The organism is Streptococcus vestibularis (genome assembly GCF_900636445.1).
In the GTDB taxonomy this organism is placed as follows: domain Bacteria; phylum Bacillota; class Bacilli; order Lactobacillales; family Streptococcaceae; genus Streptococcus; species Streptococcus vestibularis.
On the sequence record NZ_LR134275.1, the window covers coordinates 820,855 to 846,673 of the forward strand.

General features: G+C 37.9%; 25 protein-coding genes and 4 pseudogenes. 24 read left to right on the plus strand and 5 right to left on the minus strand.

What is annotated here, in order from left to right; translation table 11 throughout:
* Positions 1 to 13: 13 nt before the first annotated feature.
* The 15 genes and pseudogenes from asnS to EL076_RS04255 all read left to right on the plus strand — a co-directional run bounded on the left by asnS (position 14) and on the right by EL076_RS04255 (position 12,697).
* Complete coding sequence (asnS, locus tag EL076_RS04180) at positions 14 to 1,360, plus strand: asparagine--tRNA ligase (protein ID WP_003094004.1); 1,347 nt, start codon at positions 14 to 16, stop codon at positions 1,358 to 1,360.
* 26 nt (positions 1,361 to 1,386) lie between these two features.
* Entirely contained in the window at positions 1,387 to 1,794 is a 408-nt protein-coding gene (locus EL076_RS04185) for a hypothetical protein (protein WP_003093846.1), read from the plus strand.
* Between the two features lie 108 nt (positions 1,795 to 1,902).
* Positions 1,903 to 2,283: a RidA family protein gene (locus EL076_RS04190; RefSeq protein WP_003093219.1), complete on the plus strand. Its 381-nt coding sequence runs from the start codon at positions 1,903 to 1,905 to the stop codon at positions 2,281 to 2,283.
* A 174-nt stretch (positions 2,284 to 2,457) separates the two neighbouring features.
* Positions 2,458 to 3,111: a 7-cyano-7-deazaguanine synthase QueC gene (gene queC, locus EL076_RS04195; protein ID WP_126429360.1), complete on the plus strand. Its 654-nt coding sequence runs from the start codon at positions 2,458 to 2,460 to the stop codon at positions 3,109 to 3,111.
* Entirely contained in the window at positions 3,111 to 3,554 is a 444-nt protein-coding gene (queD, locus tag EL076_RS04200; protein WP_126429362.1) for a 6-carboxytetrahydropterin synthase QueD, read from the plus strand. The genes queC and queD overlap by 1 nt, the downstream gene beginning before the upstream one ends.
* Positions 3,547 to 4,263, plus strand: a complete 717-nt coding sequence (queE, locus tag EL076_RS04205) for a 7-carboxy-7-deazaguanine synthase QueE (RefSeq protein WP_126429364.1) — start codon at positions 3,547 to 3,549, stop codon at positions 4,261 to 4,263. Before queD ends, queE begins: the two co-directional genes overlap by 8 nt.
* 122 nt (positions 4,264 to 4,385) lie before the next feature.
* The gene (gene queF, locus EL076_RS04210; RefSeq protein WP_003097375.1) at positions 4,386 to 4,877 is read left to right on the plus strand and encodes a preQ(1) synthase; all 492 of its coding nucleotides are present in this window, start codon (positions 4,386 to 4,388) and stop codon (positions 4,875 to 4,877) included.
* 452 nt (positions 4,878 to 5,329) lie between these two features.
* Positions 5,330 to 5,587 (plus strand): hypothetical protein, encoded by a 258-nt coding sequence (locus tag EL076_RS04215; RefSeq protein ID WP_126429366.1) that lies wholly within the window; start codon positions 5,330 to 5,332, stop codon positions 5,585 to 5,587.
* Between the two features lie 143 nt (positions 5,588 to 5,730).
* Entirely contained in the window at positions 5,731 to 5,985 is a 255-nt protein-coding gene (locus EL076_RS04220; RefSeq protein ID WP_082311365.1) for a hypothetical protein, read from the plus strand.
* 598 nt (positions 5,986 to 6,583) lie between these two features.
* Positions 6,584 to 7,354, plus strand: coding sequence for a DUF1003 domain-containing protein (locus EL076_RS04230; RefSeq protein ID WP_003093760.1), 771 nt, complete (start codon positions 6,584 to 6,586; stop codon positions 7,352 to 7,354).
* Positions 7,335 to 8,225 carry an RNase adapter RapZ gene (rapZ, locus tag EL076_RS04235; protein ID WP_003093833.1) on the plus strand — a complete coding sequence of 297 codons (891 nt, stop codon included), beginning with the start codon at positions 7,335 to 7,337 and terminating at the stop codon, positions 8,223 to 8,225. The genes EL076_RS04230 and rapZ overlap by 20 nt, the downstream gene beginning before the upstream one ends.
* Entirely contained in the window at positions 8,222 to 9,196 is a 975-nt protein-coding gene (locus tag EL076_RS04240) for a YvcK family protein (protein WP_048788199.1), read from the plus strand. Before rapZ ends, EL076_RS04240 begins: the two co-directional genes overlap by 4 nt.
* Complete coding sequence (gene whiA, locus EL076_RS04245; protein ID WP_126429368.1) at positions 9,193 to 10,104, plus strand: DNA-binding protein WhiA; 912 nt, start codon at positions 9,193 to 9,195, stop codon at positions 10,102 to 10,104. Before EL076_RS04240 ends, whiA begins: the two co-directional genes overlap by 4 nt.
* 17 nt (positions 10,105 to 10,121) lie before the next feature.
* A complete protein-coding gene (locus tag EL076_RS04250; RefSeq protein ID WP_048788198.1) occupies positions 10,122 to 11,519 on the plus strand; it encodes a C69 family dipeptidase in 1,398 nt (465 codons plus the stop codon).
* Positions 11,520 to 11,602: 83 nt separating this feature from the next.
* A pseudogene (locus EL076_RS04255) lies at positions 11,603 to 12,697 on the plus strand (IS3 family transposase).
* Between the two features lie 57 nt (positions 12,698 to 12,754).
* On the opposite strand, the gene EL076_RS04260 reads toward EL076_RS04255, so the two are convergent.
* A complete protein-coding gene (locus EL076_RS04260; protein ID WP_048788001.1) occupies positions 12,755 to 13,576 on the minus strand; it encodes a PrsW family glutamic-type intramembrane protease in 822 nt (273 codons plus the stop codon).
* 156 nt (positions 13,577 to 13,732) lie between these two features.
* Here EL076_RS04260 and EL076_RS04265 point away from each other — a divergent pair, with 156 nt between their 5' ends.
* Together EL076_RS04265 and EL076_RS04270 are read left to right on the plus strand one after the other, a co-directional pair.
* Complete coding sequence (locus EL076_RS04265; protein ID WP_126429370.1) at positions 13,733 to 15,277, plus strand: zinc ABC transporter substrate-binding protein AdcA; 1,545 nt, start codon at positions 13,733 to 13,735, stop codon at positions 15,275 to 15,277.
* A 220-nt stretch (positions 15,278 to 15,497) separates the two neighbouring features.
* Positions 15,498 to 15,896 (plus strand): hypothetical protein, encoded by a 399-nt coding sequence (locus tag EL076_RS04270; RefSeq protein ID WP_126429372.1) that lies wholly within the window; start codon positions 15,498 to 15,500, stop codon positions 15,894 to 15,896.
* 243 nt (positions 15,897 to 16,139) lie between these two features.
* On the opposite strand, the pseudogene EL076_RS04275 reads toward EL076_RS04270, so the two are convergent.
* The 3 genes and pseudogenes from EL076_RS04275 to EL076_RS04285 form a co-directional block, all read right to left on the minus strand.
* Positions 16,140 to 16,637: pseudogene (locus EL076_RS04275) on the minus strand (transposase); the annotation flags it as partial.
* Between the two features lie 63 nt (positions 16,638 to 16,700).
* Positions 16,701 to 16,847: pseudogene (locus tag EL076_RS10075) on the minus strand (transposase); the annotation flags it as partial.
* 265 nt (positions 16,848 to 17,112) lie between these two features.
* Positions 17,113 to 18,120, minus strand: a complete 1,008-nt coding sequence (locus EL076_RS04285; protein WP_003092677.1) for a YeiH family protein — start codon at positions 18,118 to 18,120, stop codon at positions 17,113 to 17,115.
* Positions 18,121 to 18,292: 172 nt separating this feature from the next.
* On the opposite strand from EL076_RS04285, the gene EL076_RS04290 reads away from it, so the two are divergent.
* Together EL076_RS04290 and EL076_RS04295 are read left to right on the plus strand one after the other, a co-directional pair.
* The gene (locus EL076_RS04290; protein ID WP_126429374.1) at positions 18,293 to 19,006 is read left to right on the plus strand and encodes a glucosaminidase domain-containing protein; all 714 of its coding nucleotides are present in this window, start codon (positions 18,293 to 18,295) and stop codon (positions 19,004 to 19,006) included.
* A 104-nt stretch (positions 19,007 to 19,110) separates the two neighbouring features.
* Positions 19,111 to 19,980, plus strand: a pseudogene (locus EL076_RS04295) (IS3 family transposase); the annotation flags it as partial.
* A gap of 97 nt (positions 19,981 to 20,077) precedes the next feature.
* Here the strand turns inward: EL076_RS04295 and EL076_RS04300 are convergent.
* Positions 20,078 to 20,986: a LysR family transcriptional regulator gene (locus EL076_RS04300; protein ID WP_003092595.1), complete on the minus strand. Its 909-nt coding sequence runs from the start codon at positions 20,984 to 20,986 to the stop codon at positions 20,078 to 20,080.
* A 206-nt stretch (positions 20,987 to 21,192) separates the two neighbouring features.
* Between EL076_RS04300 and glmS the strand changes: the two genes are divergently transcribed.
* The 5 genes from glmS to EL076_RS04325 all read left to right on the plus strand — a co-directional run bounded on the left by glmS (position 21,193) and on the right by EL076_RS04325 (position 25,786).
* Complete coding sequence (glmS, locus tag EL076_RS04305; protein WP_126429376.1) at positions 21,193 to 23,001, plus strand: glutamine--fructose-6-phosphate transaminase (isomerizing); 1,809 nt, start codon at positions 21,193 to 21,195, stop codon at positions 22,999 to 23,001.
* A gap of 109 nt (positions 23,002 to 23,110) precedes the next feature.
* A complete protein-coding gene (locus tag EL076_RS04310) occupies positions 23,111 to 23,443 on the plus strand; it encodes a zinc ribbon domain-containing protein YjdM (protein WP_002891088.1) in 333 nt (110 codons plus the stop codon).
* 199 nt (positions 23,444 to 23,642) lie between these two features.
* Complete coding sequence (locus EL076_RS04315; protein ID WP_126429378.1) at positions 23,643 to 24,284, plus strand: amino acid ABC transporter permease; 642 nt, start codon at positions 23,643 to 23,645, stop codon at positions 24,282 to 24,284.
* 8 nt (positions 24,285 to 24,292) lie between these two features.
* On the plus strand, positions 24,293 to 24,922 hold the full coding sequence (locus EL076_RS04320; protein WP_003092990.1) for an amino acid ABC transporter ATP-binding protein: 630 nt from the start codon (positions 24,293 to 24,295) through the stop codon (positions 24,920 to 24,922).
* Positions 24,923 to 24,934: 12 nt separating this feature from the next.
* Positions 24,935 to 25,786, plus strand: coding sequence for an amino acid ABC transporter substrate-binding protein (locus EL076_RS04325; protein ID WP_126429380.1), 852 nt, complete (start codon positions 24,935 to 24,937; stop codon positions 25,784 to 25,786).
* The last annotated feature ends 33 nt before the right edge of the window (positions 25,787 to 25,819 follow it).

Below are 25,819 nucleotides of genomic sequence, written 5' to 3' on the forward strand. Positions count from 1 at the left end.
GAGAAGTAATTACATGTCTAAACAATTAGTTTCAATTATTGATGTGCCTAAACACGTGGGCGAAGAAATCACTATCGGTGCATGGGTAGCTAACAAATCAGGTAAAGGGAAATTGGCCTTTCTTCAATTGCGTGATGGAACTGCCTTTTTCCAAGCGGTAGCTTTCAAACCTAACTTCATCGAAAAATACGGTGAAGAAGAAGGTACTGAAAAATTTGATACTGTTAAACGCCTTAGCCAAGAAACATCAGTTTATGTGACTGGTGTGGTCAAAGAAGACGAACGTTCAAAATTTGGTTACGAGTTGGATGTGACAGCAGTAGAAGTCATCGGTGAATCACATGATTACCCAATCACACCAAAAGAACACGGAACTGACTTCTTGATGGATAATCGTCACCTTTGGTTGCGTTCACGTAAACAAATGGCTGTTCAACAAATTCGTAATGCGATTATTTACGCAACTTACGAATTCTTTGATAAAAATGGTTTCATCAAATTTGATAGTCCAATTTTGTCGGGAAATGCAGCTGAAGATTCAACAGAATTATTTGAAACGGATTACTTTGGTACACCTGCTTACCTAAGCCAATCTGGTCAGCTTTACCTTGAGGCTGGTGCTATGGCTCTTGGTCGTGTCTTTGACTTTGGTCCTGTTTTCCGTGCCGAAAAATCAAAAACACGTCGTCACTTGACTGAGTTCTGGATGATGGATGCCGAGTATTCGTTCTTGTCACATGATGAGTCTCTTGACTTGCAAGAAGCATATGTTAAAGCGCTTATTCAAGGTGTTATTGATCGTGCACCACAAGCTCTTGAAATTCTTGAACGTGACGTAGATCTTCTTAAGAAATACATTGCTGAGCCATTCAAGCGTGTATCTTATGATGAAGCAATTGATCTTCTTCAAGCACATGAAAATGATGAAGATACAGATTATGAGCACCTCGAACATGGGGATGACTTCGGTTCACCACACGAAACTTGGATTTCTAACTATTTTGGTGTTCCAACATTCGTTGTTAATTATCCAGCAAGCTTCAAGGCCTTCTACATGAAACCAGTTCCTGGTAATCCTGAGCGCGTTCTTTGTGCAGACCTTTTGGCACCAGAAGGTTATGGTGAAATCATCGGTGGTTCAATGCGTGAAGATGACTACGATGCTCTTGTAGGTAAAATGGATGAACTCGGAATGGACCGTTCAGAATACGAATTCTACCTTGACCTTCGTAAATATGGTTCAGTGCCTCATGGTGGTTTTGGTATCGGTATTGAACGTATGGTTACCTTTGTAGCTGGTACGAAACATATCCGTGAAGCTATTCCATTCCCACGTATGTTGCACCGTATCAAACCATAAGTAAAATTCTTTAGGAGTGCAAAAGTATGAAAAGATGGTTACTTGGTCTTTTGGCCTTACTTTGTATGGTTTCAATGGTAGCTTGTAGCAAGTCTGCTCCTTCTTTACAAGGAGAGTGGAAAGCTCAGGACGCTCTTAAAAAAGATTATAAAATCATTTTTAAGAAAGATAAAGTAACGATTGGTGAGCATGATTATAACTATACAGTAGATGGTCCTAAGGCTAAAGATAACTATACCTATTATTCTCTTAAAGTAAAAGACCAGGGAAAAGAAACGAGTTATACTGTATTTTTCCCCACAAAATCAAAAGAAACAGCTCTCTTTTTACAACCTAATGATGACAAGGAGGCTCTGAAAGGGCAAATGCTCTTTGCACTCAATAAAAAGGAAAATCCAGACTACTATGACTATGTCAAAAAGTATATGAAATAATAAGAGAAGGATTAGTTTGGAGCTAATTCTTTTCTTTTTGAAAATACCTGTTTCAATTTTCAGAATATTTTGCTATAATAACAACATACTAGTCGAAGGAGAATTATCATGGCAAAAACTATTCATACTGATAAAGCACCAGCTGCAATTGGACCTTATGTTCAAGGTAAAATCGTAGGAAATCTTTTGTTTGCATCTGGCCAAGTACCATTGTCACCAGAAACAGGTGAAATCATTGGTGAAACGATTCAAGAACAAACAGAACAAGTCCTTAAAAATGTTGGCGCTATTTTGGCAGAAGCTGGAACAGACTTTGACCATGTTGTGAAAACAACTTGTTTCCTTAGCGACATCAATGATTTTGTTCCATTTAACGAGATTTATGCGACTGCATTTACATCTGACTTTCCTGCACGTTCTGCGGTGGAAGTAGCACGCTTGCCAAAAGATGTTAAAATCGAAATCGAAGTTATTGCTGAGATTGATTAATGAAGAGAGTTTTGGCTCTTTTCTTTTTTTCTCAACTATGATATCCTATTAAGGATAAATCATTTTCGATGTTTGGGAGACACCATCGCTAAAAAAAACCATTACTGGCGTTTTTTTGGCTCCCCCAAGGGGCCTTTTTATGTGTCTCAGACATCACGAATAAAGAGGAATATTATGAAACGTCAATCAGCTTTGGTCGTCTTTAGTGGCGGTCAAGATTCTACTACTTGCCTATTTTGGGCTTTAAAACATTATGAAACTGTTGAACTAGTTACCTTTGCTTACGGGCAACGTCATAGCTTGGAAATTGAAGTAGCTAAAGAGATTGCGCAAGAACAAGGGCTAAAGCATCATGTTTTGGATATGTCTTTGCTTGGTCAAATCACTGAAAATGCCTTAACATCTGATATTGAGATTGAGGCAGAAGAAGGTGAAGTTCCTAATACTTTTGTGGACGGGCGTAATCATCTTTTCCTTTCTTTTGCAGCTGTTCTAGCCAAGCAACGTGGTATTACTGACATTATTACGGGTGTTTGTGAGACAGACTTTTCTGGTTATCCAGACTGTCGTGATGTTTTTGTCAAATCACTTAATGTCACACTCAACCTTGCTATGGCCTATGATTTTGTTATTCAGACTCCTCTTATGTGGTTAGATAAGGCTGAGACTTGGGCTTTGGCTGATCAACTTGGAGCTTTTGACTACGTTCGTGAAAAAACGCTGACTTGCTATAACGGTATTATAGGGACAGGATGTGGTGATTGCCCTGCCTGCCATTTGCGCCAAAAAGGACTTGAAAAATATCTTTCAGAAAGAGGAGATGCTTAATGTTTTTTGCACCGAAAGAAATCAAGACTGAAACAGGTGAGTCTTTGGTTTATAATCTTCACCGTACAATGGTTTCTAAAGAGTTTACTTTTGATGCTGCCCACCATCTCTTTCATTATGAAGGCAAATGCAAATCGCTTCATGGTCATACCTACCATCTTCAAATAGCAGTGAGTGGTTACTTGGATGAGCGTGGCATGACCTATGATTTTGGTGACCTTAAGAGCATTTACAAGGATCATTTGGAACCTCATCTGGATCACCGTTATCTCAATGAGACTTTGCCTTATATGAACACGACTGCAGAAAATATGGTTTTCTGGATTTTTCAGACGACTAGTGAATATCTTCCGGAGGAGCGTGGGCTTCGTTTGGAGTATGTACGGCTATATGAGACACCGACAGCTTTTGCGGAGTTTAGACGGGAGTGGTTAGATGACTAGAGAACGAGTACTTAAACTACCAGTCCTTGAAATTTTTGGGCCGACCTTTCAAGGTGAAGGTCGAGCTATTGGGCAAAAGACCATGTTTGTAAGAACTGCAGGATGTGATTATCACTGTGATTGGTGTGATTCTGCCTTCACTTGGGACGGTTCAGAAAAACCAACACGAATGACAGCTGATGAGGTTATTGAAGCTTTAGATGCTCTTGGGACTTATGACTATGTAACCTTATCTGGAGGGAATCCAGCTCTTTTAGCGGCTAATATGGCTGAGCTTGTTTCAAAACTCAAGGCAAGAGACGTGACCTTAGCTGTTGAAACACAAGGGTCTCGTTGGCAGGAGTGGCTAAGGGAGATTGATCAAGTAACCTTAAGTCCTAAACCGCCATCATCCAAGATGGAAGTCAATATGGAAACCCTTGACTTTATTGTTTCCCAGCTGGATCCTGATAAAGTTACCTTCAAGGTTCCTGTTTTCGATGATGCAGATTTAGCCTTTGCTAAAATGATTCAGGAACGTTATCAGCCAGATGTCATGTTTCTTTCGGCTGGCAATCCTGAACCTAAAGCAGAGGGTAATATTGTCCAACATCAATTAAATCGCCTTAAAGAACTGTGGGAGACAGTAGCTGCCGATGACTCATGGGGCAATGTACGTGTTCTCCCTCAGCTTCATACCCTACTCTATGATAATGAGCGCGGAGTATAATCTTTACATTCTATAAGCTTAGAATTGATAGTATTTTTACTTTTTTAATGATTAACATTAGAAATTTAGATTAAAAATTGACCATATTAAGGTCTAGAAAAATTAACAATAAAGGAAGAAAAATGTCACAACAAGAAGAAATGAAGAACCTCACTCTCCTTGGTAATAAGGAGACACCTTATATTTTTGAATACTCTCCACAAGTCTTGGAGTCTTTTGATAATCGTCACACTGATAATGATTACTTTATCAAATTCAACTGTCCAGAATTTACGTCACTTTGTCCTATTACTGGGCAACCTGATTTTGCAAGCATCTATATTTCTTATATTCCAGATCAGCTCTGCGTTGAGTCTAAATCTCTAAAGCTTTACCTCTTTAGTTACCGTAATCACGGTGATTTCCACGAAAACTGTATTAATACCATTGGTAAAGATTTGGTAGAGCTTTTGAATCCTCGTTACCTAGAAGTTTGGGGTAAATTTACCCCTCGTGGTGGTATTTCGATTGACCCTTATTATAATTACGGTCGTCCAGAAACTAAGTATGAAAAGATGGCAGAGCAACGTCTCTTTAATCACGATCTTTACCCGGAAAATATTGATAATCGTTAATATCTTTCTAAAAGTCCTTATGAAAATAATGGACTTTTTTCTTGTCCAAAAATTGATTAAGTGGTATCGGAAGTAAAAATATTTTTGACATTATATTGGTTATATATTAGAAACTTCTATTATTAAAATAGTTTGACAATAGAAACTTTATTTCTCACAATTAAGTTGTAAAACGCAGTGTAAGAGGTCGCTTTAAAAGAGGTGTGTTTGTTTTTAAAATGGTGATGAAAACAATGAGAAAAAGTTTACGTTTAATTTCGTGTGTTGTATTAGGAGCAGCCATACTAGCACCAATGGTAGTCGGTAAAGACCATGCTGAAGCTGATACTTATTATGGTAATGGATATACTTATAACTCATGGTATAACAACTATTATTCTGAATATAACTAAGGACATGATGGTTATAACAATTACAACGAATCAGATGCTTACCGATTTAGCAACGGTTATTTGTACTACATCTTAAGTGATAGTAGCTACTATGTGAGCTATAACGGTTGTTGGGTTCGTGGTGGCGACTATAATAACAATAATGGTGGTTCTAACAATACACTAATGATTGGTTATGAGATTTTGAGAAACGCTCCTCACTACCGTTATGAAAATGATATTCACTATTATTTGAAAGATGATGTCGATTATTACTATTATTCAAATGGTAAGAGGGTACTTTTAAAGATTAAAGCACAGATTCTGAAGCTCCAATAACCTCAGAAACAGCTTCAACAGCCGATTCAAGTTCGGAAACAAGTTACGAAGTCCCTGATCTTGAAATACCAGCATATGCACCTGAGACCAATATTGACTATGATAAGTGACCAAAACTAACATTGCCACCGACAGATTATCCTATGTATTCAGATCCAAGATTTGTCGATAACAATAGCACTGCAAGTGATAATCCAGAGCTTAATCCAGAATTCCATAATTCTGTAGAGAATGACGAGTACATGTATGATAACAATGCATCAAGCGTTAAATTATATTTTGAAAATGTAGTTGGAATAGGTGAAGCTGGTGAAGATCTTCCATTCCAAAATGTTGATGAATTCAGAGGCTATGTCATTAATAATTTTGCTCCAAAATTCATAGACAATGCTGGCTGAGGTTGTAATGTAACTTGGGAAATGAAGATATTGACAACTTCAACGCTTTTAAGGGCATTGCTTGGGCACGTGACTATTTATTATAACTAATCTCAAGAGCTATGTTGACGACAAAAAAATATAGTGATGTTTAATTTAGATATGTTAAATTTATTTATCATGTAGAACCAACTGAAAATTCTGACTATGTTGAGCTTGATTCAGCGATGGCTGTATTTAACGAAATCAATGCATAACGTAAAGCAGCAGGTTTGCCAGAGCTTACATGGTCTGATGATCTTTACAATAGCACAACTCTTCTACATGCCAAAGATATTTCACACAGATATAACAGTGATGGTATTGTTATCGTCGTGAATCTGATGGTTCAGTGGTATTTGTGAGCGTCTCATGAGTCCAGATGTTACCCAAGCAGCAGTTGCTTGCGTTGTCGCTGGTGATGCTACTTACTACTGGACCTTAAACTACCAATAAGAAGATTTTAAATATTGTCCCAATATAGGAGGAGCCCGAGATTAGTCTTGGATTCTTTTACTTTATAGATTGAACGTTTGAGTCTTCAATGTGGTATAATAAAGCCTAGAAAGAAGGCGAAACTATGCAGGTAAAAAGAGTTCAAGATTATATCTCTAAAGAGTGGTTCGACGAGACAGATGGTTCTTATTTCGAACGACTGAATAGTCGTTTACAGGTCCTTCTAAGAAAAGACTACCCTGATTTAAAAGGACATGATTTTATAAGTAATATCAGTCTTTTGGACTATAGGTTAGTTTTTCTCGATGAGGTTATCTCCAATGCTAATGAGAAAAATGAGCATGTGCGTGAAACAGTTCATGATGTGACCAAGAGTTTGCTATACGAAGACCAGGATGTCCAGGAACAATTGGATAGTCGAATTACTTTTGGCCAAAAGGTGGCTGATGAAGTGGCCAGATTTGGTGGATCTTGGACTTTTATCTTGTCATTCATTGCTTTTATGGGGATTTGGATGGGGCTGAATGTCGTCCAACCCTTTGGTATTGCCTTTGACAAGTACCCATTTATTCTGTTGAATCTCGCCTTATCTACACTGGCTGCAGTTCAGGCACCTCTGATTATGATGAGTCAGAATCGAGCATCGGATTATGATCGATTGCAAGCACGAAATGACTATCACGTCAATAAACAATCAAAGGAAGAAATCCGACTTTTACATGAAAAGATTGATCACTTGGTACAACAAGACCAATCAGATTTGCTTACTATTCAAAAATTGCAGACAGAAATGCTAATGGCAGTTAGTCAACAAGTTGAGAAGATATCAGATGATATTCGTGTTTTGAAAGAAATGAGACTAGAAAGGGAGACTCATGAAGACAAAGATAATTAATTTAGTGGTTGTTACAGGGATGAGTGGTGCAGGTAAGACTGTAGCAATTCAATCATTTGAGGACATTGGTTATTTTACCATTGATAATATTCCACCTTCACTGGTGCCAAAGGTTATTGAGCTGTTGAAACACAGTGAAGAGACAGATAAGATTGCTCTTGTTGTCGACATGCGTAGTCGTGTTTTCTTTGACGAAATTAACGATATTCTAGATCAGTTGGAAAGCAATGAGGAACTCAATTTCAAAATTCTTTTCTTAGATGCTACGGATGGTGAATTAGTTTCACGTTATAAAGAGACACGTCGTAGTCATCCACTAGCGGCAGATGGACGTGTTTTGGATGGAATTAAGCTAGAGCGTGAACTTTTGTCACCACTTAAGAGTTTGAGTCAAAACGTGGTGGATACAACTGAACTAACTCCACGTCAGCTTCGTAAGGCAATTTCTGAACAATTTTCATCTGAGCAAGACCAATCTTCTTTCCGTATTGAAGTTTTGAGTTTTGGATTTAAATATGGATTGCCATTGGATGCAGATTTGGTATTTGATGTCCGTTTCTTGCCAAATCCATATTATGATCCTACTCTTCGTAACCTCACTGGCTTGGACAGAGAAGTTTATGATTTTGTTATGACTCATAAGGAATCAGAGGATTTTTACAAGAATTTAAGTCACCTCATTAAACCAATTCTTCCAGGCTATCAAAAAGAAGGTAAATCTGTTCTTACCATTGCTGTTGGATGTACAGGTGGTCAACACCGTAGTGTAGCCTTTGCGCATCGTCTAGCTCAAGATTTGAAAAATGATTGGACGGTAAATGAAACACATCGTGATAAGGATAGACGTAAGGAAACGGTGAATCGTTCATGAAAAAACCAAGAATTACAGTAATAGGTGGGGGAACTGGTATTCCAGTTATTCTTCGTAGTTTGCGTCATAAAGATGTGGATATCACTGCTGTTGTAACTGTGGCTGATGATGGCGGTTCTTCAGGAGATTTGCGTGATATTATGAAACTAACTCCTCCAGGGGATTTGCGTAATGTTTTGGTTGCTATGAGTGATATGCCTAAACTTTATGAACGCGTTTTCCAATACCGTTTTGATCAAACTGATGGAGCTTTAGCTGGTCACCCACTTGGAAACCTGGTTATCGCTGGAATATCAGAAATGCAAGGGTCTACCTATAATGCTATGCAGCTTTTAACGAAGTTTTTCCATGTTACAGGTAAGATTTATCCTGCCAGCGAGACTGCTCTAACCCTTCATGCCGTTTTTCAAGATGGACATGAGGTGGCAGGCGAGAGTAGCATTTCTCAATACGACGGCATGATTGAGCGTGTCTATGTGACCAACACCTACAATGAAGAGGTGCCGAAGGCAAGTCGTAAGGTTGTTGATGCCATTATGAATAGTGATATGATTGTACTAGGCCCTGGCTCTCTTTATACATCGATTTTGCCAAATCTGGTTATACCAGAGATTCGTCAAGCACTTTTAGAGACCAAGGCTGATGTCACTTACATTTGTAATATTATGACTCAGTATGGAGAAACGGAGCAATTTTCAGATGCTGACCATGTGGCCGTTCTCAATCGTCATCTTGGCTCTGATGTTATTGATAATGTTTTGGTTAACATCAAAAAGGTTCCTCAGGAATACATGGCTAGTAATAAATTTGATGAATACCTTGTTCAGGTTGAGCATGATTTTGAGGGCTTACGTCGTGAAGCAAAAACAATTGTTTCTTCTAATTTTCTGCGACTTGAGAACGGAGGTGCCTTCCACCATGGCGATTTGGTAGTGGAAGAGCTTATGCATCTAGTGAGGAAGAAGTCATGAGTTTCACGATTAAGGTTAAAGAAGAGATAATTGCAGCCTCGAGTAAAGATATAGCGGAATTGTCAGCATTGATTAAGATGTCTGGTTCCGTTGGTTTAACGAATCAAGGACTGACTCTCTCTATTTCGACAGAGAATGCAAAAATTGCTCGTCATATCTACCAGCTGATAGAAAATCGCTACCATTGCAATCCTGCATTGAGACATTATAACAAGACTAATCTCAAGAAAAATCGTGTTTACACTGTCTTTGTTGCTGAGAATGTCAATGGCATTTTGTCTGATTTACAATTAGCAGATTCTTTCTTTGGCTTTGAAACAGGCATTGAAACGTCAATAATGGAAGATGACGAGGCTGGAAGGTCCTATTTACGGGGGGCTTTTTTGGCAACTGGAACGATACGCGATCCTGAAAAAGGCCGTTATCAATTGGAAATCTTCTCTGTCTATCAGGACCACGCAGAAGATCTAGCCTCTCTCATGAAAAAATTTATGCTTGATGCCAAGGTTTTAAGCCATAAAAATGGTTTTGTAACCTATCTTCAAAAAGCTGAGGATATTATGGATTTTCTCATCGTTATTGGTGCCATGACTTCTAAGGAGATTTTTGAAGAGGTCAAAATTATGAGGGAGACCAGAAATGACCTCAATCGTGCTAATAATGCTGAGACAGCTAATATTGCTAGGACAATTAGCGCTAGCATGAAAACAATAAATAACATTATCAAGATTATGGATACGGTTGGCTTGGAGGTTTTACCAGTTGAACTGCGTCAAATTGCCCAACTCCGTATTGCTAATCCAGATTACTCTATCCAGCAAATCGCAGATAGTATAGAACCTCCTCTAACCAAGAGTGGTGTCAACCATCGTCTCAGAAAAATAAATAAGATAGCAGACGATTTGTAAGTAGAAAGGAAGCTTTTATGGCTTGTACAACGATTTTAGTAGGTAAGAAAGCCTCATATGATGGCTCTACCATGATTGCACGTACTGAAGATTCTCAATCAGGCGTTTTTACGCCCAAAGAGTTCCTAGTAGTGACCCCTGAAGACCAACCACGTCATTATCAGTCTGTGCTTAGCAAGTTTTCAATTGATTTGCCAGATAATCCTTTACGTTATACCTCTGTACCAGATGCACTTGGTAAAGACGGTATCTGGGGAGAGGCTGGTATTAACTCAGCTAATGTTGCCATGAGTGCAACAGAAACAATCACCACTAATGCGCGTGTTCTCGGTGCAGACCCTCTTGTAAAAGATGGTTTTGGAGAAGAGGATATGCTAACTTTGGTCTTGCCTTATATCAAAACTGCTCGTGAAGGTGTCCTTCGCTTGGGTGAACTCCTTGAAACTTATGGCACATATGAGTCAAATGGTATTGCTTTTGCAGATACTGAAGAAATTTGGTGGCTAGAGACCATAGGTGGTCACCATTGGATTGCCAGACGTGTTCCAGACGATGCCTATGTCACTAACCCAAACCAACTTGGCATCGATCACTATGAGTTTGAAAATCCAGACGACTATTTAGCCTCACCAGATATCCGGAACTTTATCAATAAGCATCATTTGGATTTAACCTATTCTAACGAACACTTTAATCCACGTTATGCTTTTGGTAGCCAACGAGATAAGGATCGTCATTATAATACACCACGCGCTTGGGCTATGCAGAAATTTTTGAACCCAGAAAAGGACTATGATCCAAAATCATTCTTCATTCCATGGTGCCAAAAACCTTACCGTAAAATTACAGTTGAAGATGTTAAATACGTTTTGAGTCTTCATTACCAAGATACGCCTTATGATCCTTATGGACCTCAAGGAGACGCTATGAGTCAACGCCAATTCCGTCCAATCGGTATCAACCGTACTAGTCAAACGGCTCTCTTGCAAATGCGTCCTAACAAACCCTCAGAAACGACAGGTATCCAATGGTTAGCCTATGGATCAATGCCATTTGGTACAATGGTGCCATTCTGGACTCAAGTCGGAACGACACCTGCTTATTTCCGTCAAACAACAGATAAGGTTGATACAGGTAATTTTTACTGGAGCAACCGTTTGATTGCTGCAATCTGTGATCCGCATTTCCAACAGCATGAAGCAGATTTGGATGACTATGTCGAAACAACTATGGCACTTGGACATGCCATGATTAATCGTGTAGATACTGCTTTGGAAAATGATGAAAGTATTGATTTTGAAACTGAAAATCAAAAGATTAGTGACCAGATACAGTTAGAAACAGATAAACTATTGGCAAAAGTTTTAGATGATGCAAGTAATTTGATGACTAATCGTTTTTCTATGAGTGATTAAAGTTATCAAAAAAAGCCTTTCCAATTTTGAACTGCACCCTAAAAGTTAGACAGAAAAAATCTAACTTTTGGGGTGTTTTTATTATGAAATTGACTTATGAAGATAAAGTTCAAATATATGAACTGAGAAAGCAAGGAAAAAGCTTTAAACGACTTTCAAATCAATTTGGTGAACATCTCTGGTCTAATTACATGGTGAAATTAATTGACCGTTATGGAATACACATCGTCAAAAAGGGAAAGATTCGTTACCATTCTCCTAAATTCAAACGAGAAATGTTTGATAAAGTTCTACTTGAAGGTTGTGCTCAACAAAGTGTTTGTCTGGACTATGGGCTCTCAAATCAAAGATTGCTTAACAATTGGATAGTACAATACAAGAAAAATGGGTATACTATTGTTGAGAAAAGAAGAGGAAGAGTACCTAAAAAGTTAAAAGAGCTAGAAGACAGGGACGAAGCCTTACAGCGAGAAAGGAAGAAATAGAGAAATGGTTGTAGGAGGATTTCGACTAGACTTACTTCTGGAAACAGCTCGTTTACCGCAATCAACTTACTACTATCAGGAGAAGAGACTGGGTGGGCTTGATAAAGATAAAGAGCTTAAAGCTGAAATTCAGTCAATTTATTGTGAGCATAAAGGAAATTACGGCTATCGTCGAATGACTCTTGAATTGCGAAATTGTAGTTTTATAGTGAACCATAAAAAGGTGCAACGTCTTATGAAAGTAGCTGTTTTAACCGCTAGAATTCGTCGTAAACGTAAGTATTATTCATATCAAGGAGAGGTTGGCAAGAAAGCAGAGAATCTCATTCAACGCCAGTTTGAAGCATCAAAACCAATGGGAAAGTGCTACACAGATGCGACAGAGTTTGATATTCCAAGTAGCTAACGGGGGTAGTTATATCAATACCGTATTCTCATCGCTTTTTATAGTGGGTAAGGGGGATTCAGCCTTCCATGTCACGTAAAGGGAACAGTCCATACAACGGCATGATGGAATCTTTCTTTTGCATTCTGAAGTCTGAGATGTTTTATGGTTATGAGAAGATGTTTAAGTTAATTGAGCATTTGAAACAAGCTATTGTAGACTATTTTGATTATTACAACAACAAACGAATTGGGGTAAAACTAAAAGGACTCAGTCCTGTGCAATACAGAACTAAATCCTTCGGATAAATTAATTGTCTAACTTTTTGGGATCAGTACAAAAAGGCTTTTTTCGTAGTCTGAACATTATTTGTTTTCTTTATCTAGTTTCGAGAGGAGCTGATAAAGCGAAATAAAGAAGAAAAGATTGAGTGAAATGAGAAGTCCTGACGCCCATGGTAAATCACTCTCTAAAGTTCGAAGAGGTGAGTTCCAAGCAAAGTGTGAGGCAAAGGCACCACAGGCATAGAATATACCAATAAGACGATATTTTTGATGAATGAGTTTTTGATGTGAACGCCATATCAAGACAAGCCCCATAGCAAGGAAGGATGTGTAAAGCCAGTGGGACGATATTGCCCCAATACTGCGACCAAGAATTCCCGAAATCGTATAAGAAAAACCATCAGGCAAATCTGAAAGGATATATGAAAAATCCTCACTAATCTGAAAACCAAGACCTGCTGTAATAGCAACGAGTAAGAGTCCTTTGTAACTTTTTGTAGGAACCATATAGACAGCAAAGATAAATGCTGCTAGTTTGAGAGGCTCCTCAACCAGTGGGGCCATTATAGCATCCTCAAAGCGGTAGAAGAAATTCTTTGAAGAAAGATGGGCAGTCACCCATTCATGGGAAAAAGTATTAGCATAACCTGCCAACCAACCTGTAATAAAGAGTCCGCCAATTAGAGCAAATACGAGAACAAGTGGTTTCACCTGCCATTTCTTGCCTAAGAACCGAATCAGAAATATTGCTGGAATGATGTAGCAGAGAGCAATGAGAGTTGATAGCCCGATAATTCCATAAGCAGAGCCAGACAAAGCTCCAGAAGTATATGATTGTGTATCATAGGTCAGGCCGATGGCTGACAAAAATAGAAAAAGATATAGAGTTAGTTTTCGAACCATGTATAACCTACTTTCAAAATGATACTTCCAGTATATCAAATTATTCTTTCTCTTTGAAATATTTCATTTTTTTATTTAGGGACTTGCAAAATAAAATTAATGTGATATACTTAACCAGTAAACTATTAACCGGTTAAGTATTTTGAAAGGAATATCATGAAAAAGAAACGCATTTTTGGCATAGCAGGATTGGCAGCTGTTGTTCTAGCTGCTAGTGCAGGTATTTATTATACGACTAGTCAACACGATTCAAAGGGGAATGGTGATTTGAAGGTTGTAACGAGCTTCTACCCTGTTTATGAATTCACCAAGCAGGTTGTTGGAGATGAGGGAGAGGTGTCTTATCTTATCCCTGCAGGTAGTGAGGCCCATGATTTTCAGCCTTCTACTAAGAATGTTGCTGATATTGAGAAAGCGGACACTTTTGTCTACTTAAATGAGAATATGGAAACATGGGTTCCCAAGATTGAGAAAACCATTAATACCAAAAATACTAAGGTTATCGAGGCAAGTAAAGGAATGGTTCTTTTGCCTGGTACAGAGGAAGAAGATCATGATCACGGTGGTGAAGAACATCACCATGAGTACGATCCCCATGTTTGGCTCTCACCAAAACGTTCTCAAAAATTAGTGAAAACTATTAGAGATGGTTTGATTGCTCAACATCCAGATAAAAAAGCGGTATTTACGACCAACGCAGAAAAATATCTAAAAAAATTACAAGCTTTGGATAAGGAGTATACGGAAGCATTGAGTCATACAAAACAGAAGAGTTTTGTTACACAGCACGCAGCCTTTGCCTACCTTGCTTTAGATTACGGTTTGACCCAAGTGCCAATTTCAGGTGTTTCAGCTGAATCTGATCCATCTGCAAAACGTATTGCTAGCCTTTCTAAGTATGTCAAAGAATATGACATTAACTATATCTACTTTGAGGAAAATGCTTCAAGTAGCGTTGCCAAAACCTTAGCTAATGAAGTAGGAGTTAAGACAGCAGTTTTAAATCCAATTGAATCACTAACTAAGGAACAGTTGAAAAAAGGTGAAGATTATGTCAGTGTTATGACTGAGAACCTAAAGAATCTTCGTTTAACAACAGATGTTGAAGGTAAAGCTATCCAACCTGAAACAGGAATTGATGACAAGAAAACAGTACAAAATGGTTACTTTGATGACAAAGATGTTAAAGATAGAGAACTTTCTGATTGGTCTGGTAAGTGGCAATCGGTCTATCCTTACCTCCAAGATGGTACTTTAGATCAAGTATTTGAATACAAATCTCTACTGAATAAGGATAAAACCGCACAAGAATACAAAGAGTACTACACTAAGGGCTATCAAACAGATGTTTCTAAAATTGCTATTGATGGTAAAAAGATGACTATGACTTTCACAAAGAATGATGGAAGTAGCGTGACACACACTTATCGTTATGATGGTTATAAGATTTTGACTTATGCTTCTGGTAAAAAAGGTGTCCGTTATCTCTTCACAGCAACTGACAGTCAAGCAGCAGATAATCCTTACCAGTATGTCCAATTTTCTGATCATCAAATAGATCCAACAAGCGCAGCACATTTTCATATTTTCTTTGGTAATAGTAGTCAAGAAGAAATTCTAAAAGAAATGGACAACTGGCCAACTTACTATCCTGGAAAACTTAGCGGCTTTGAAATTGCACAAGAAATGGTCAGTCACTAAGGTTATTAAATCACTCATTTTGAGTGATTTTTATTTTTTAAAAAAGCCATTTATTTCTTAAGATATTAGAAAAATAACTAGTGTAATTATTTTAAAATAAGACTTTCAATGTAAAAAGTATTTCTAAGAAAATCATGTAAAATTATTAAATAATTACTACTTTTTTTCACCTTTTAGTGGTACAATGATATTATGATTTTCAGATAATCAGGAGAGACCTATGAACCAGTATTTAGTAGCGATACACTATATTCAACTGCTTCAAGCAGAACTCAATATTCTTAATCGTGATGCACGCTTGCTTTTTGATCTCAAGATTGATCCCAATCTTGCTAAACGTGAGCTTGCTGATTTAAAAGTATCTCTATCTAAATTATCTGATAAAAACCTTTATATCGAAGGTACAATCTGGTATCAACCAAGTTTATTTGCTATTATCGATCAAAATTTAGGGGTTATTGATGACTGGCTTAAGGAATTAGATGACTTCTTTGAATTTAGTTACGGTACAACAGTCTACACTGTTTTGAAAGAGAACGAAAATCGAAGTTATGACTTATTGCTTGGTCTTTATAGACGTCTTGAATACGTTATCTCAGATATAAAAAATTGCCGTTAGATTGTTAACGGCTTTTGATATGTCAAGAAATTTAGTTTATGTTTTAAATAGGCTCTTTTCTACCATTTGTCAAGTCTATCAAGGCTTTAAGTAAAAAAAGGGATAAGACAGTAGCTATTCCGAAGTTACTGTCTTATTTTTAAGCCTTTTTGATTCACAAATGGTCATGCTAAAAAAACACCTTATCTGGTATTTTTTGAAACAAGGTGTTACAATAATACGGCATAGACAGCCTTATCGATTTTAGGCCAAAGAGTAATCATAAAGTTTGTTATGCGTAATGAGGTAATACATTGTTCGAATGAGACGATGTATAGAGGCAATCGTATGTGGCTTAGTTGAAGCTATTGTCGATTGTCTTTTTCGTTTCTCATAAAAGTCAGCGATATGGCAGGGATTGGTATGACTAGCTGAAGCGATGTTGTGAATGCACTTGAACAAGATTTTTCTGGCATAGGGATTCCCTCGTTTAGTGATGTGTTCCTTGGCGAGAAAGTTCCCAGATTCATAGTGTCTCAGGTCAATGCCAATAAAAGCGTTGATTTGATTGGTAGACTGAAGGCGACGAATATCTCCCAATTTGCCAATGATAGATGTCGCTGTGGTTTCTGCGATGCCAGGAATTGACCGTAAGATGTCATACTCTGGTAAAGGCTGAGCTAGAGCTACCATGTCGTTTAAGACAACTTGTCTGCATTCAGAAAGATGAAGCAATTCTTGAGCATAGTAACGGACCTCCTCCCGTCGGATATTTCTTCACTACTAATCTTAGTATGTTTGTCAACTGTAGTGGGTGACGAAAAGCTAACATCTAGAGAGGACCGGATAGGTCCTCTTTTTATGTATGTTTAGAGTGATAAAGACACGTTTCTTAAAGTTAATAAAGTTTCTAAAACCGAATCCTAATCGTTTGATGTCTTTGATCAACTTGTTAGTCGCTTCAAGTTTTGCTTGAATCTCGATATGAGTGTCAGTTTCAAAAATAAGTAAAATCTTGATATTTTGGTCTTTGATTCCGATTAATTCTGTGGGATTCTTAATAGGTCTCATGAGTTCTTCCTAATGATGGTTTTGTCGCTTTTCATTATAGTTCTTATGGGACTTTTTGTGTACACTCAAAAAGCTCTATAACTCTACAGTGGTTTTACCCACTATAGAAATTATAGAGCCACAATAAAATAAAACTCACAAACTAAACAAGTTTGTGAGTTTTATTTTACCAAAGTCCTAATAGCTTTTGCATGAGGAGTGAAACGACACTAATTAATAGCCAACAAATTCCTCCCACTAATAGAGCAGCTCCCCCCCTAGTAATTAGTTTTTTGAGATTTGTTTGGTAACCGATAGCTGTCATGGCCATGATAATCATGAATTTTGAAAGGTCTTTTAAAGGATTGAAGATAGCGGATGGGACACCCATAGACATCGTTATGGTTGTAACGAGTGAAGCCAACAGGAACCAAAGGATGAAGTTTGGAATTGCTTTGGTCAGAGAAAAACTCTCCTGTGTATTATCTTTTTTTGACTGCCAAATAGAGAGTCCTAGAGTGATAGGAATGATAGCAAGTGTCCTTGTTAATTTGACAATCGTTGCCTGCTCTAGGATGGATGTTCCATGTAAGCTATCCCATGAACTAGCAGTAGCAGTTACAGAGGATGTATCATTAACAGCTGTCCCAGCAAATATAGCAAATCCCTGATTACTGAGGCCTAACCAAGAGCCTAAGTGGGGAAAAAGTAGAGCTGCCAAAATGTTGAAAAAGAAAATAACAGAGATTGCAGTTGCAATGGACTCATCTTTGGCCTTGATAACAGGTGCAGTGGCTGCAATAGCAGAACCACCGCAGATAGATGATCCAACTCCTACTAAAGTTGCGATTTCACTATCTAATTTAAATAGCTTATGGATGAAATAAGCAGTAATCAGTGCCGTAGTAATGGTAGCTAAAATAATGGGCAGAGATGTTAAACCAACGTTGAAGACTTGAGAAAGATTTAATCCAAATCCAAGAAGAACAACTGCGTATTGTAATACTTTTTTTGATGTAAATTGCATCCCTACTAAAAATTTTTTTTGATTTATAGGTAGGCTAGCTAATAAGAGTCCAATAAAAAGTCCAATGACCGGTCCACCAATAATAGGAAATAATTTTCCAAGATACCAAGCTATGAGCGATATAAGTATTGAAATACTTATTCCAGGTAAGGATTCTTTTATTTTCATTAAGTTACCTCCTTAAAACTTGACTATATTATAGCTTATTATAAATATGATGTAAAGGTGACTTCTGCCTTATTTCTCAGCAACAACTAGGTAAGAAGGTTGCAGGGTATCAGTTTTTTTGATAGAATAGTATTAAAATATTATAATCGTTTTTTTATGAAGGGAGGGCTGTATGTATCGTCATTTAAAGAAGTATTTTGTTTTTATCGTAGGGGCTTTTATCTGTTCACTCTTTTTTGTGTTGGCTTTTACAACAGACAGAAAGAATGATAATAGTGTCAATGCTAAAGCTGAAGCTGCCTATAATCAAACTACGACAGCTTTTATTGATAGTATCGGTGAGACTGCGAGACAGATTGGTCAAGACTACAATATCTATGCTTCTGTTTTAATTGCTCAAGCAATTCTAGAATCAAATTCAGGTCAGTCAGGTTTGAGTCAAGCTCCTTATTACAACTTCTTTGGTATTAAGGGTTCTTATAATGGAAACTCTGTTACAATGCGTACTTGGGAAGATGGAGGTGCAGGAAATACTTACGAGATTGACGAGCCCTTTCGTTCATATGGAAGTCTGAGTGATTCCCTAGCAGATTATGCTGCTTTGATGACGTCATCTACTTATTCAGGTACTTGGAAATCAAATACAAGTAGCTATGCGGATGCTACTCAGGCACTCACAGGAACCTATGCTACAGATAGTCTGTATGCATCTAAGTTAAATAGTATTATTGCATACTATGGTCTTACTATCTACGATCAAGCTCCGGTTACTCAGAAAACAGGTTCAAGTAGCGGTCTTGTTTGGAATGCTTATAGAGGATCATACACAGATGCTGAGACCTTATCTATAGATGAGGTTTGGGCAAGCTATAAAAATTATAAATAAAAAGAGCCGAAATGAACTGCACCCCAAAGGTTAGACAGAAAAAATCTAACTTGGGGTGTTTTTATTATGAAATTAACTTATGAAGATAAAGTTTAAATATATGAATTGAGAAAACAAGAGGGAGACCGCCTAAAATGGGACGTAAGCCAAAGAAGAAATCTGAAGAGATGACAGAGCTAGAGCAACTTCAAGAGGAGAATGAACGCTTACGTACCGAGGTGGCTTACCTAAAAAAGTTAAAAGAGCTAGAAGGAGGGACGAAGCCTTACAGCGAGAAAGTCAGAGATAATTAGAGAAATAGTCACAAGAGGATTTCGACTAGATTTACTTCTTGAAACGGACGGTTTAGCTCGCTCAACTTACTACTATCAGGTGAAGAGACTGGGTTGGCTTGACAAAGATAAAGAGCTTAAAGCTGAGATTCAAGTTATTTTTACTGAGTGCAATGTCTGATGAAGGCTCTTGGTTTAAGTGCTCGAATTCGTTGTAAACGTAAGTATTATTCATATCAAGGAGAGGTTGGTAAGAAAGTAGAGAATCTCATTCAACGCCAGTTCGAAGCATCTAAAACAATGGAAAAGCGCTATACAGATTTGACATTCCAGCAAGAAGCCAAAAACTTTATTTATCACTCGTTTTAGATGGTTTCAATAGTGAAATTATTGCTTATAATCTTTATCCATAGTGACTAGGGATGGCAATATCAACATCAGTATTATCATCGATTTTTAGAGGATAAACGGATCCAACCGTCTATGTCACGTAAGGGAAATAGTCCAGACAATGGTATGATGGAATCCTTCTTTTGCATTCTGAAGTCTGAGATGTTTTATGGTTATGAGAAGATGTTTAAGTTAATTGAGCATTTGAAACAAGCTACTGTAGGCTATATTGATTACTACAACAACAAACGCATTAATGTAAAACTAAAAGGACTCAATCCTGTGCAATACAGAACTAAATCCTTTACTTAAATTATTTGTCTAACTTTTTGGGGTCAGTACAAAAGGGCTCTTTTTTGAACGATAAAAAATTCCAACCTTATGTGATGGGGACTAAGTAGCTCTTATATTAGTTATCAAAAGTGACCTCTTTAACAAGATTATCTAAGAATTTTTCTCCCATTTTAGAAAGAGTAGCCTTTTCATGTTTCAAGTAAACAATATCAATTTCATCATCAATATCTAGTGGAATAGAGACGATATTGTCACCATTTAAATTACTATTTAAGATACCAGTGGCAATTGTGTATCCATCCAAACCAATTAATAGGTTAAAAAGTGTTGCACGGTCTGAAACCACAATCGACTTTTTATGGGGGATTTGTGAGAGAATCTCTTCAGAATAATAGAAGGAATTATGAATCCCCTGATCGTAACTAAGGTATGGGAAGTCCTCTAAATCTTCCAATGAGACCACTTTATGCTTGGCCAAAGGATTTGACTTGCTGACAAAGATATGAGGTCTAGCTTTAAAGAGACTAGTATAGGTAAGTCGGTTATCGTCAAACATTTTAGTCAAGACATCTCGGTTATAGCCATTAAGGAAGAGAACACCGATTTCTGAACGGAAGTTCTTAACGTCTTCGATAATCTCGTAGGTACGAGTTTCACGTAAGAAGAGCTCGTAACGCGTCATATCAGCTCTCTTGAGAAGTGAGACGAAGGCATTGACGACAAACGCGTAGTGTTGAGAAGAGACACTAAACAATTCACGTGTTTCTGTGTGACTCTTGTAGCGTTCTTCCAAGAGATTCGTTTGTTCCACTACCTGACGGGCATAAGAGAGAAATTCAACTCCATCCTTGGTTAAGGTGATTCCTTTAGGGTTACGGATAAAAATGTCAATTCCCATTTCTCTTTCTAAATCGCGGACAGCGTTTGAAAGACTTGGTTGTGTAATGAAAAGTTGTTTTGCGGCTTCATTCATTGAGCCGGTTTCGACGATTTTGATAATATAATGTAATTGTTGAATTCGCATAGCCTTATTATAGCATACTTTAAGGATTATTCCTTAGGATAAGAAGCGATTAAAAAGTCTTTTTGGGACTATACCAATTTTATGCTTGACAATGTTAAATATATGGAATATACTGTCCTCGTTAAGCTTTTTAAAGAGCTTATTGACTATACCAATTTTAAATAAAGGAGACATGACCTCTTTGATCTGAGGTTATTATTAAAAATATGTGTGGAATTGTTGGTGTTGTAGGTAACACAAATGCAACTGATATCTTGATTCAAGGACTTGAAAAGCTAGAGTACCGTGGTTACGATTCAGCCGGTATCTTTGTAGCTGGTAAAGCATCTAGTCAATTGGTTAAAGCTGTTGGCCGTATTGCGGAACTTAATGCTAAAACTGCAGGAGTAGAAGGTACTGCAGGTATCGGACATACTCGTTGGGCGACTCATGGGAAACCAACGGAAGACAATGCTCACCCACATCGTTCAGAAACAGAACGCTTTGTTTTGGTTCACAACGGTGTTATTGAAAACTATCTTGAAATTAAGGAAGAATACCTTTCTGGTCATCATTTCAAAGGTCAAACCGATACTGAAATTGCTATTCACTTGATTGGTAAATTTGTTGAAGAAGAAGGTTTGTCAACTATTGAAGCTTTCAAGAAGGCTCTTCACATTATCCGTGGGTCATATGCTTTTGCACTCATGGATTCTGAAGATGCATCAACAATTTATGTCGCTAAAAACAAATCACCACTTTTAATTGGTCTTGGTGATGGTTATAACATGATCTGCTCTGATGCTATGGCTATGATTCGTGAAACAAACCAATACATGGAAATTCACGATCAAGAGTTGGTTATCGTGAAAGCTGATAGTGTCGAAGTTCAAGATTATGATGGCAATGTGAAAGCACGTGATAGCTATACTGCTGAGCTTGACCTTTCTGATATCGGTAAAGGAACATACCCTTACTACATGCTCAAAGAAATCGATGAGCAACCAACAGTGATGCGTAAGCTTATCCAAGCCTACACAGATGACAAGGGACAAGTGACTGTAGATGCTGATATTATCAAGGCTGTTCAAGAAGCTGACCGCATCTATATCCTCGCAGCAGGAACTTCTTATCATGCCGGTTTTGCCTCTAAGAAGATGCTTGAAGAGTTGACAGATACTCCAGTTGAGCTTGGTATTTCTTCTGAGTGGGGTTATGGTATGCCACTCCTTAGCAAGAAACCTCTCTTTGTCTTTATTAGTCAATCAGGTGAAACAGCAGATAGTCGTCAGGTTCTTGTTAAAGCTAACGAGTTGGGTATTCCAAGTTTGACAGTGACAAACGTTCCGGGATCTACTCTTTCTCGCGAAGCTGACCACACGATGCTTCTTCATGCTGGACCAGAAATTGCCGTAGCTTCTACTAAAGCTTACACAGCTCAGATTGCAGCCCTTGCATTCTTGGCTAAAGCAGTCGGTGAAGCTAATGGTAATGAAAAAGCTGAAGCATTCGACTTGGTACATGAATTGTCACTTGTAGCACAATCTATCGAATCAACACTCTCTGAAAAAGAAGCGATTGATGAGAAGGTAGCAGCTCTTCTTTCAGAAACACGTAACGCTTTCTATATCGGTCGTGGTCAAGATTACTATGTTGCTATGGAAGCAAGTCTTAAATTGAAAGAAATCTCATATATCCAATGTGAAGGTTTCGCAGCAGGTGAGTTGAAACATGGTACAATCGCTCTTATCGAAGATGGTACACCTGTTATTTCCCTCCTGTCTGACGCTGTTCTTGCTAGCCACACTCGTGGTAATATTCAAGAGGTGGCAGCACGTGGTGCTAAAGTGTTGACTATTGCTGAGGAAAATGTTGCTAAAGAAGGTGATGACATCGTTCTTAATAACGTTCACCCTTACTTGTCACCAATTTCAATGGTTGTACCGACACAATTGATTGCTTATTTTGCAACACTCCATCGTGGACTCGACGTTGATAAACCACGTAACTTGGCTAAATCAGTTACTGTTGAATAAAAATACCAACATCTCTTACAGTGTAAGGGATGTTGTTTGTTTTTCACCCTTGCTTAATTAGGAAATCTAAAGTAGAATAGTATCTATATCACAATCTTAGGAGAGAATTATGTCATTGCCAAATTGTCCAAAATGTAACTCAGAGTATGTTTATGAAGATGGAATCTTGCTTGTATGTCCTGAATGTGCCTATGAGTGGGATCCAAACGAAGTTGCAGAAGAAGAAGGACTTGTGGTTCTTGATAGCAATGGAACACGTCTTGCTGACGGTGATACTGTTACAGTTATTAAAGATTTGAAAGTTAAAGGTGCTCCAAAAGATATTAAACAAGGCACACGTGTAAAAAATATTCGTTTGGTTGAAGGTGACCACAACATTGATTGTAAGATTGATGGTTTTGGTGCTATGAAACTTAAATCTGAATTTGTTAAGAAAATCTAAAATAAGCTTTAGGGACACTAGACTTAAGTATGGTTTGTTTCTTAGGAACGATTATTTAAGTCTCTTAGGAGTGTGACTATGAACTCATTTAAAAAGTGGGTCTAGTCGCACTCCTTTTTACTATTTTCAAAATCTTATATCATTTTTTTAAAAAATTTGGTATAATATTCAACAATACTAAATAATTATAGGAGTTTATATGTCATACGTTTTGGAAGTATTACCAGCCCTTTTGAACGGTGCGGTAGTCACACTTCAAGTATTTTTCATTGTTATCGTACTGTCGATTCCATTAGGGATTGTACTTGCTTTCTTAATGCAGATTAAATTCAAACCTTTAAATTGGTTACTAACCCTTTACGTTTGGATTATGCGTGGAACACCGCTCCTTTTGCAATTAATCTTCGTTTATTATGTTCTTCCGAGTGTAGGGATTGTCTTTGACCGCCTTCCGGCTGCTATTCTTGCTTTTACGCTTAATTATGCTGCTTATTTCGCAGAGATTTTCCGTGGAGGAATTTTGGCTATTCCGAAAGGACAATACGAAGCAGCTAAAATGCTTAAACTTAGTCCTTTCCAAACCATCCGCTACATTATCCTTCCTCAGGTGGTCAAGATTGTCTTGCCAAGTATCTTTAACGAGATTATTAACTTGGTTAAGGATTCATCATTGGTTTATGTGCTTGGGGTTGGAGACCTTCTTTTGGAAAGTCGTACCGCTGCGAACCGTGATGCGACCTTAGCACCGATGTTTGTGGCAGGAGCTATTTATCTTGTCCTTGTGGGTGTGGTGACTGTGGCTTCAAAACACATCGAAAAGAAATTCAACTATTATAAATAGGAGACCTTATGTTAGAATTAAAAAATATTTCCAAGCAATTTGGTCAACACAAAATTTTTGATAACTATAACCTAACTGTCGAAGAGGGGAAAATCCTAGCTATCGTTGGACCATCTGGTGGTGGTAAAACGACTCTCTTGCGTATGCTAGCAGGACTTGAAACCATTGATTCAGGACAAATTATTTATGAAAATGAAGAGATTCCTTTGGATCAGATGGAAAGTCGTAATTTGCTCGGTTTTGTCTTCCAAGATTTCCAACTGTTTCCACATTTGACAGTCTTAGACAATCTAACGCTTTCGCCAATTAAAACGATGGGAATGTCTAAGGAAGATGCTCAGAAAAAAGCTCAAGCTCTACTTGACCGTTTAGGCCTTGGAGCTCACGGAAATGCTTATCCTTACTCTCTTTCTGGGGGACAAAAACAACGTGTTGCATTTGCGCGTGCTATGATGATTGATCCGAAAATCGTCGGCTATGATGAACCAACTTCCGCTCTTGACCCTGAGTTGCGTCAAGAAGTGGAGAAATTGATTGTGCAGAATCGTGAGACTGGGATTACGCAAATCGTTATCACTCACGATATACAGTTTGCACAGCACATCGCCGATGAGATTGTCACTATCAATCCAAAATAGTGAGGATTTTCTATGAAAAAAATAGTGAAAACAGTTTTGCTATCCTGTCTTGTCATTTTGCCTTTGTTTGCGCTATCAGCTTGCAGCTCGCGCTCACATTTTGCAACTCAGAAAGATCAGTGGCAAATCTATACCAAAGAAAAGAAAATCAAAATTGGTTTTGATGCAACCTTTGTTCCTATGGGATATGAGGAAAAGGATGGTAGCTATGTTGGTTTTGATATTGATCTTGCAACTGCAGTCTTTAAATTGTATGGTATCGATGTCGAATGGCAGGCTATTGACTGGGATATGAAAGAAACAGAACTGAAGAATGGGACAATTGACCTCATTTGGAATGGTTACTCGGTCACGGATGAGCGTAAGAAGTCTGCAGACTTCACGGAACCTTATATGGTCAATGAACAAGTACTGGTAACCAAAAAGTCTTCAGGAATTGATTCTGTTGCTGGAATGTCAGGCAAGACCTTAGGTGCCCAAGCGGGGTCTTCTGGTTATGATGCTTTCAATGCTTCTCCGAAGATTTTGAGGGATATCGTTGCCAACCAAAAAGCAGTCCAATATTCGACCTTTACTCAAGCCTTGATTGACCTTGATAGTGGACGTATTGACGGTCTATTGATTGACCGTGTGTATGCTAATTACTACTTAGAAAAATCAGGGGTTCTGGATCAGTATAATGTTATGCCTGCTGGTTATGAAGGTGAAAGCTTTGCTGTAGGTGCTCGTAAAGCAGATAAGACACTGATCAAAAAAATCAATCAAGGATTTAGAACCCTTTATAAAAAAGGAGAATTCCAAAAGATTTCTAAAAAGTGGTTTGGCGAAGATGTTGCCACAGACCAAGTTAAAGGAAAAAAATAGAAGGATAACAACATTCTAGAAGGGATGTTGTTA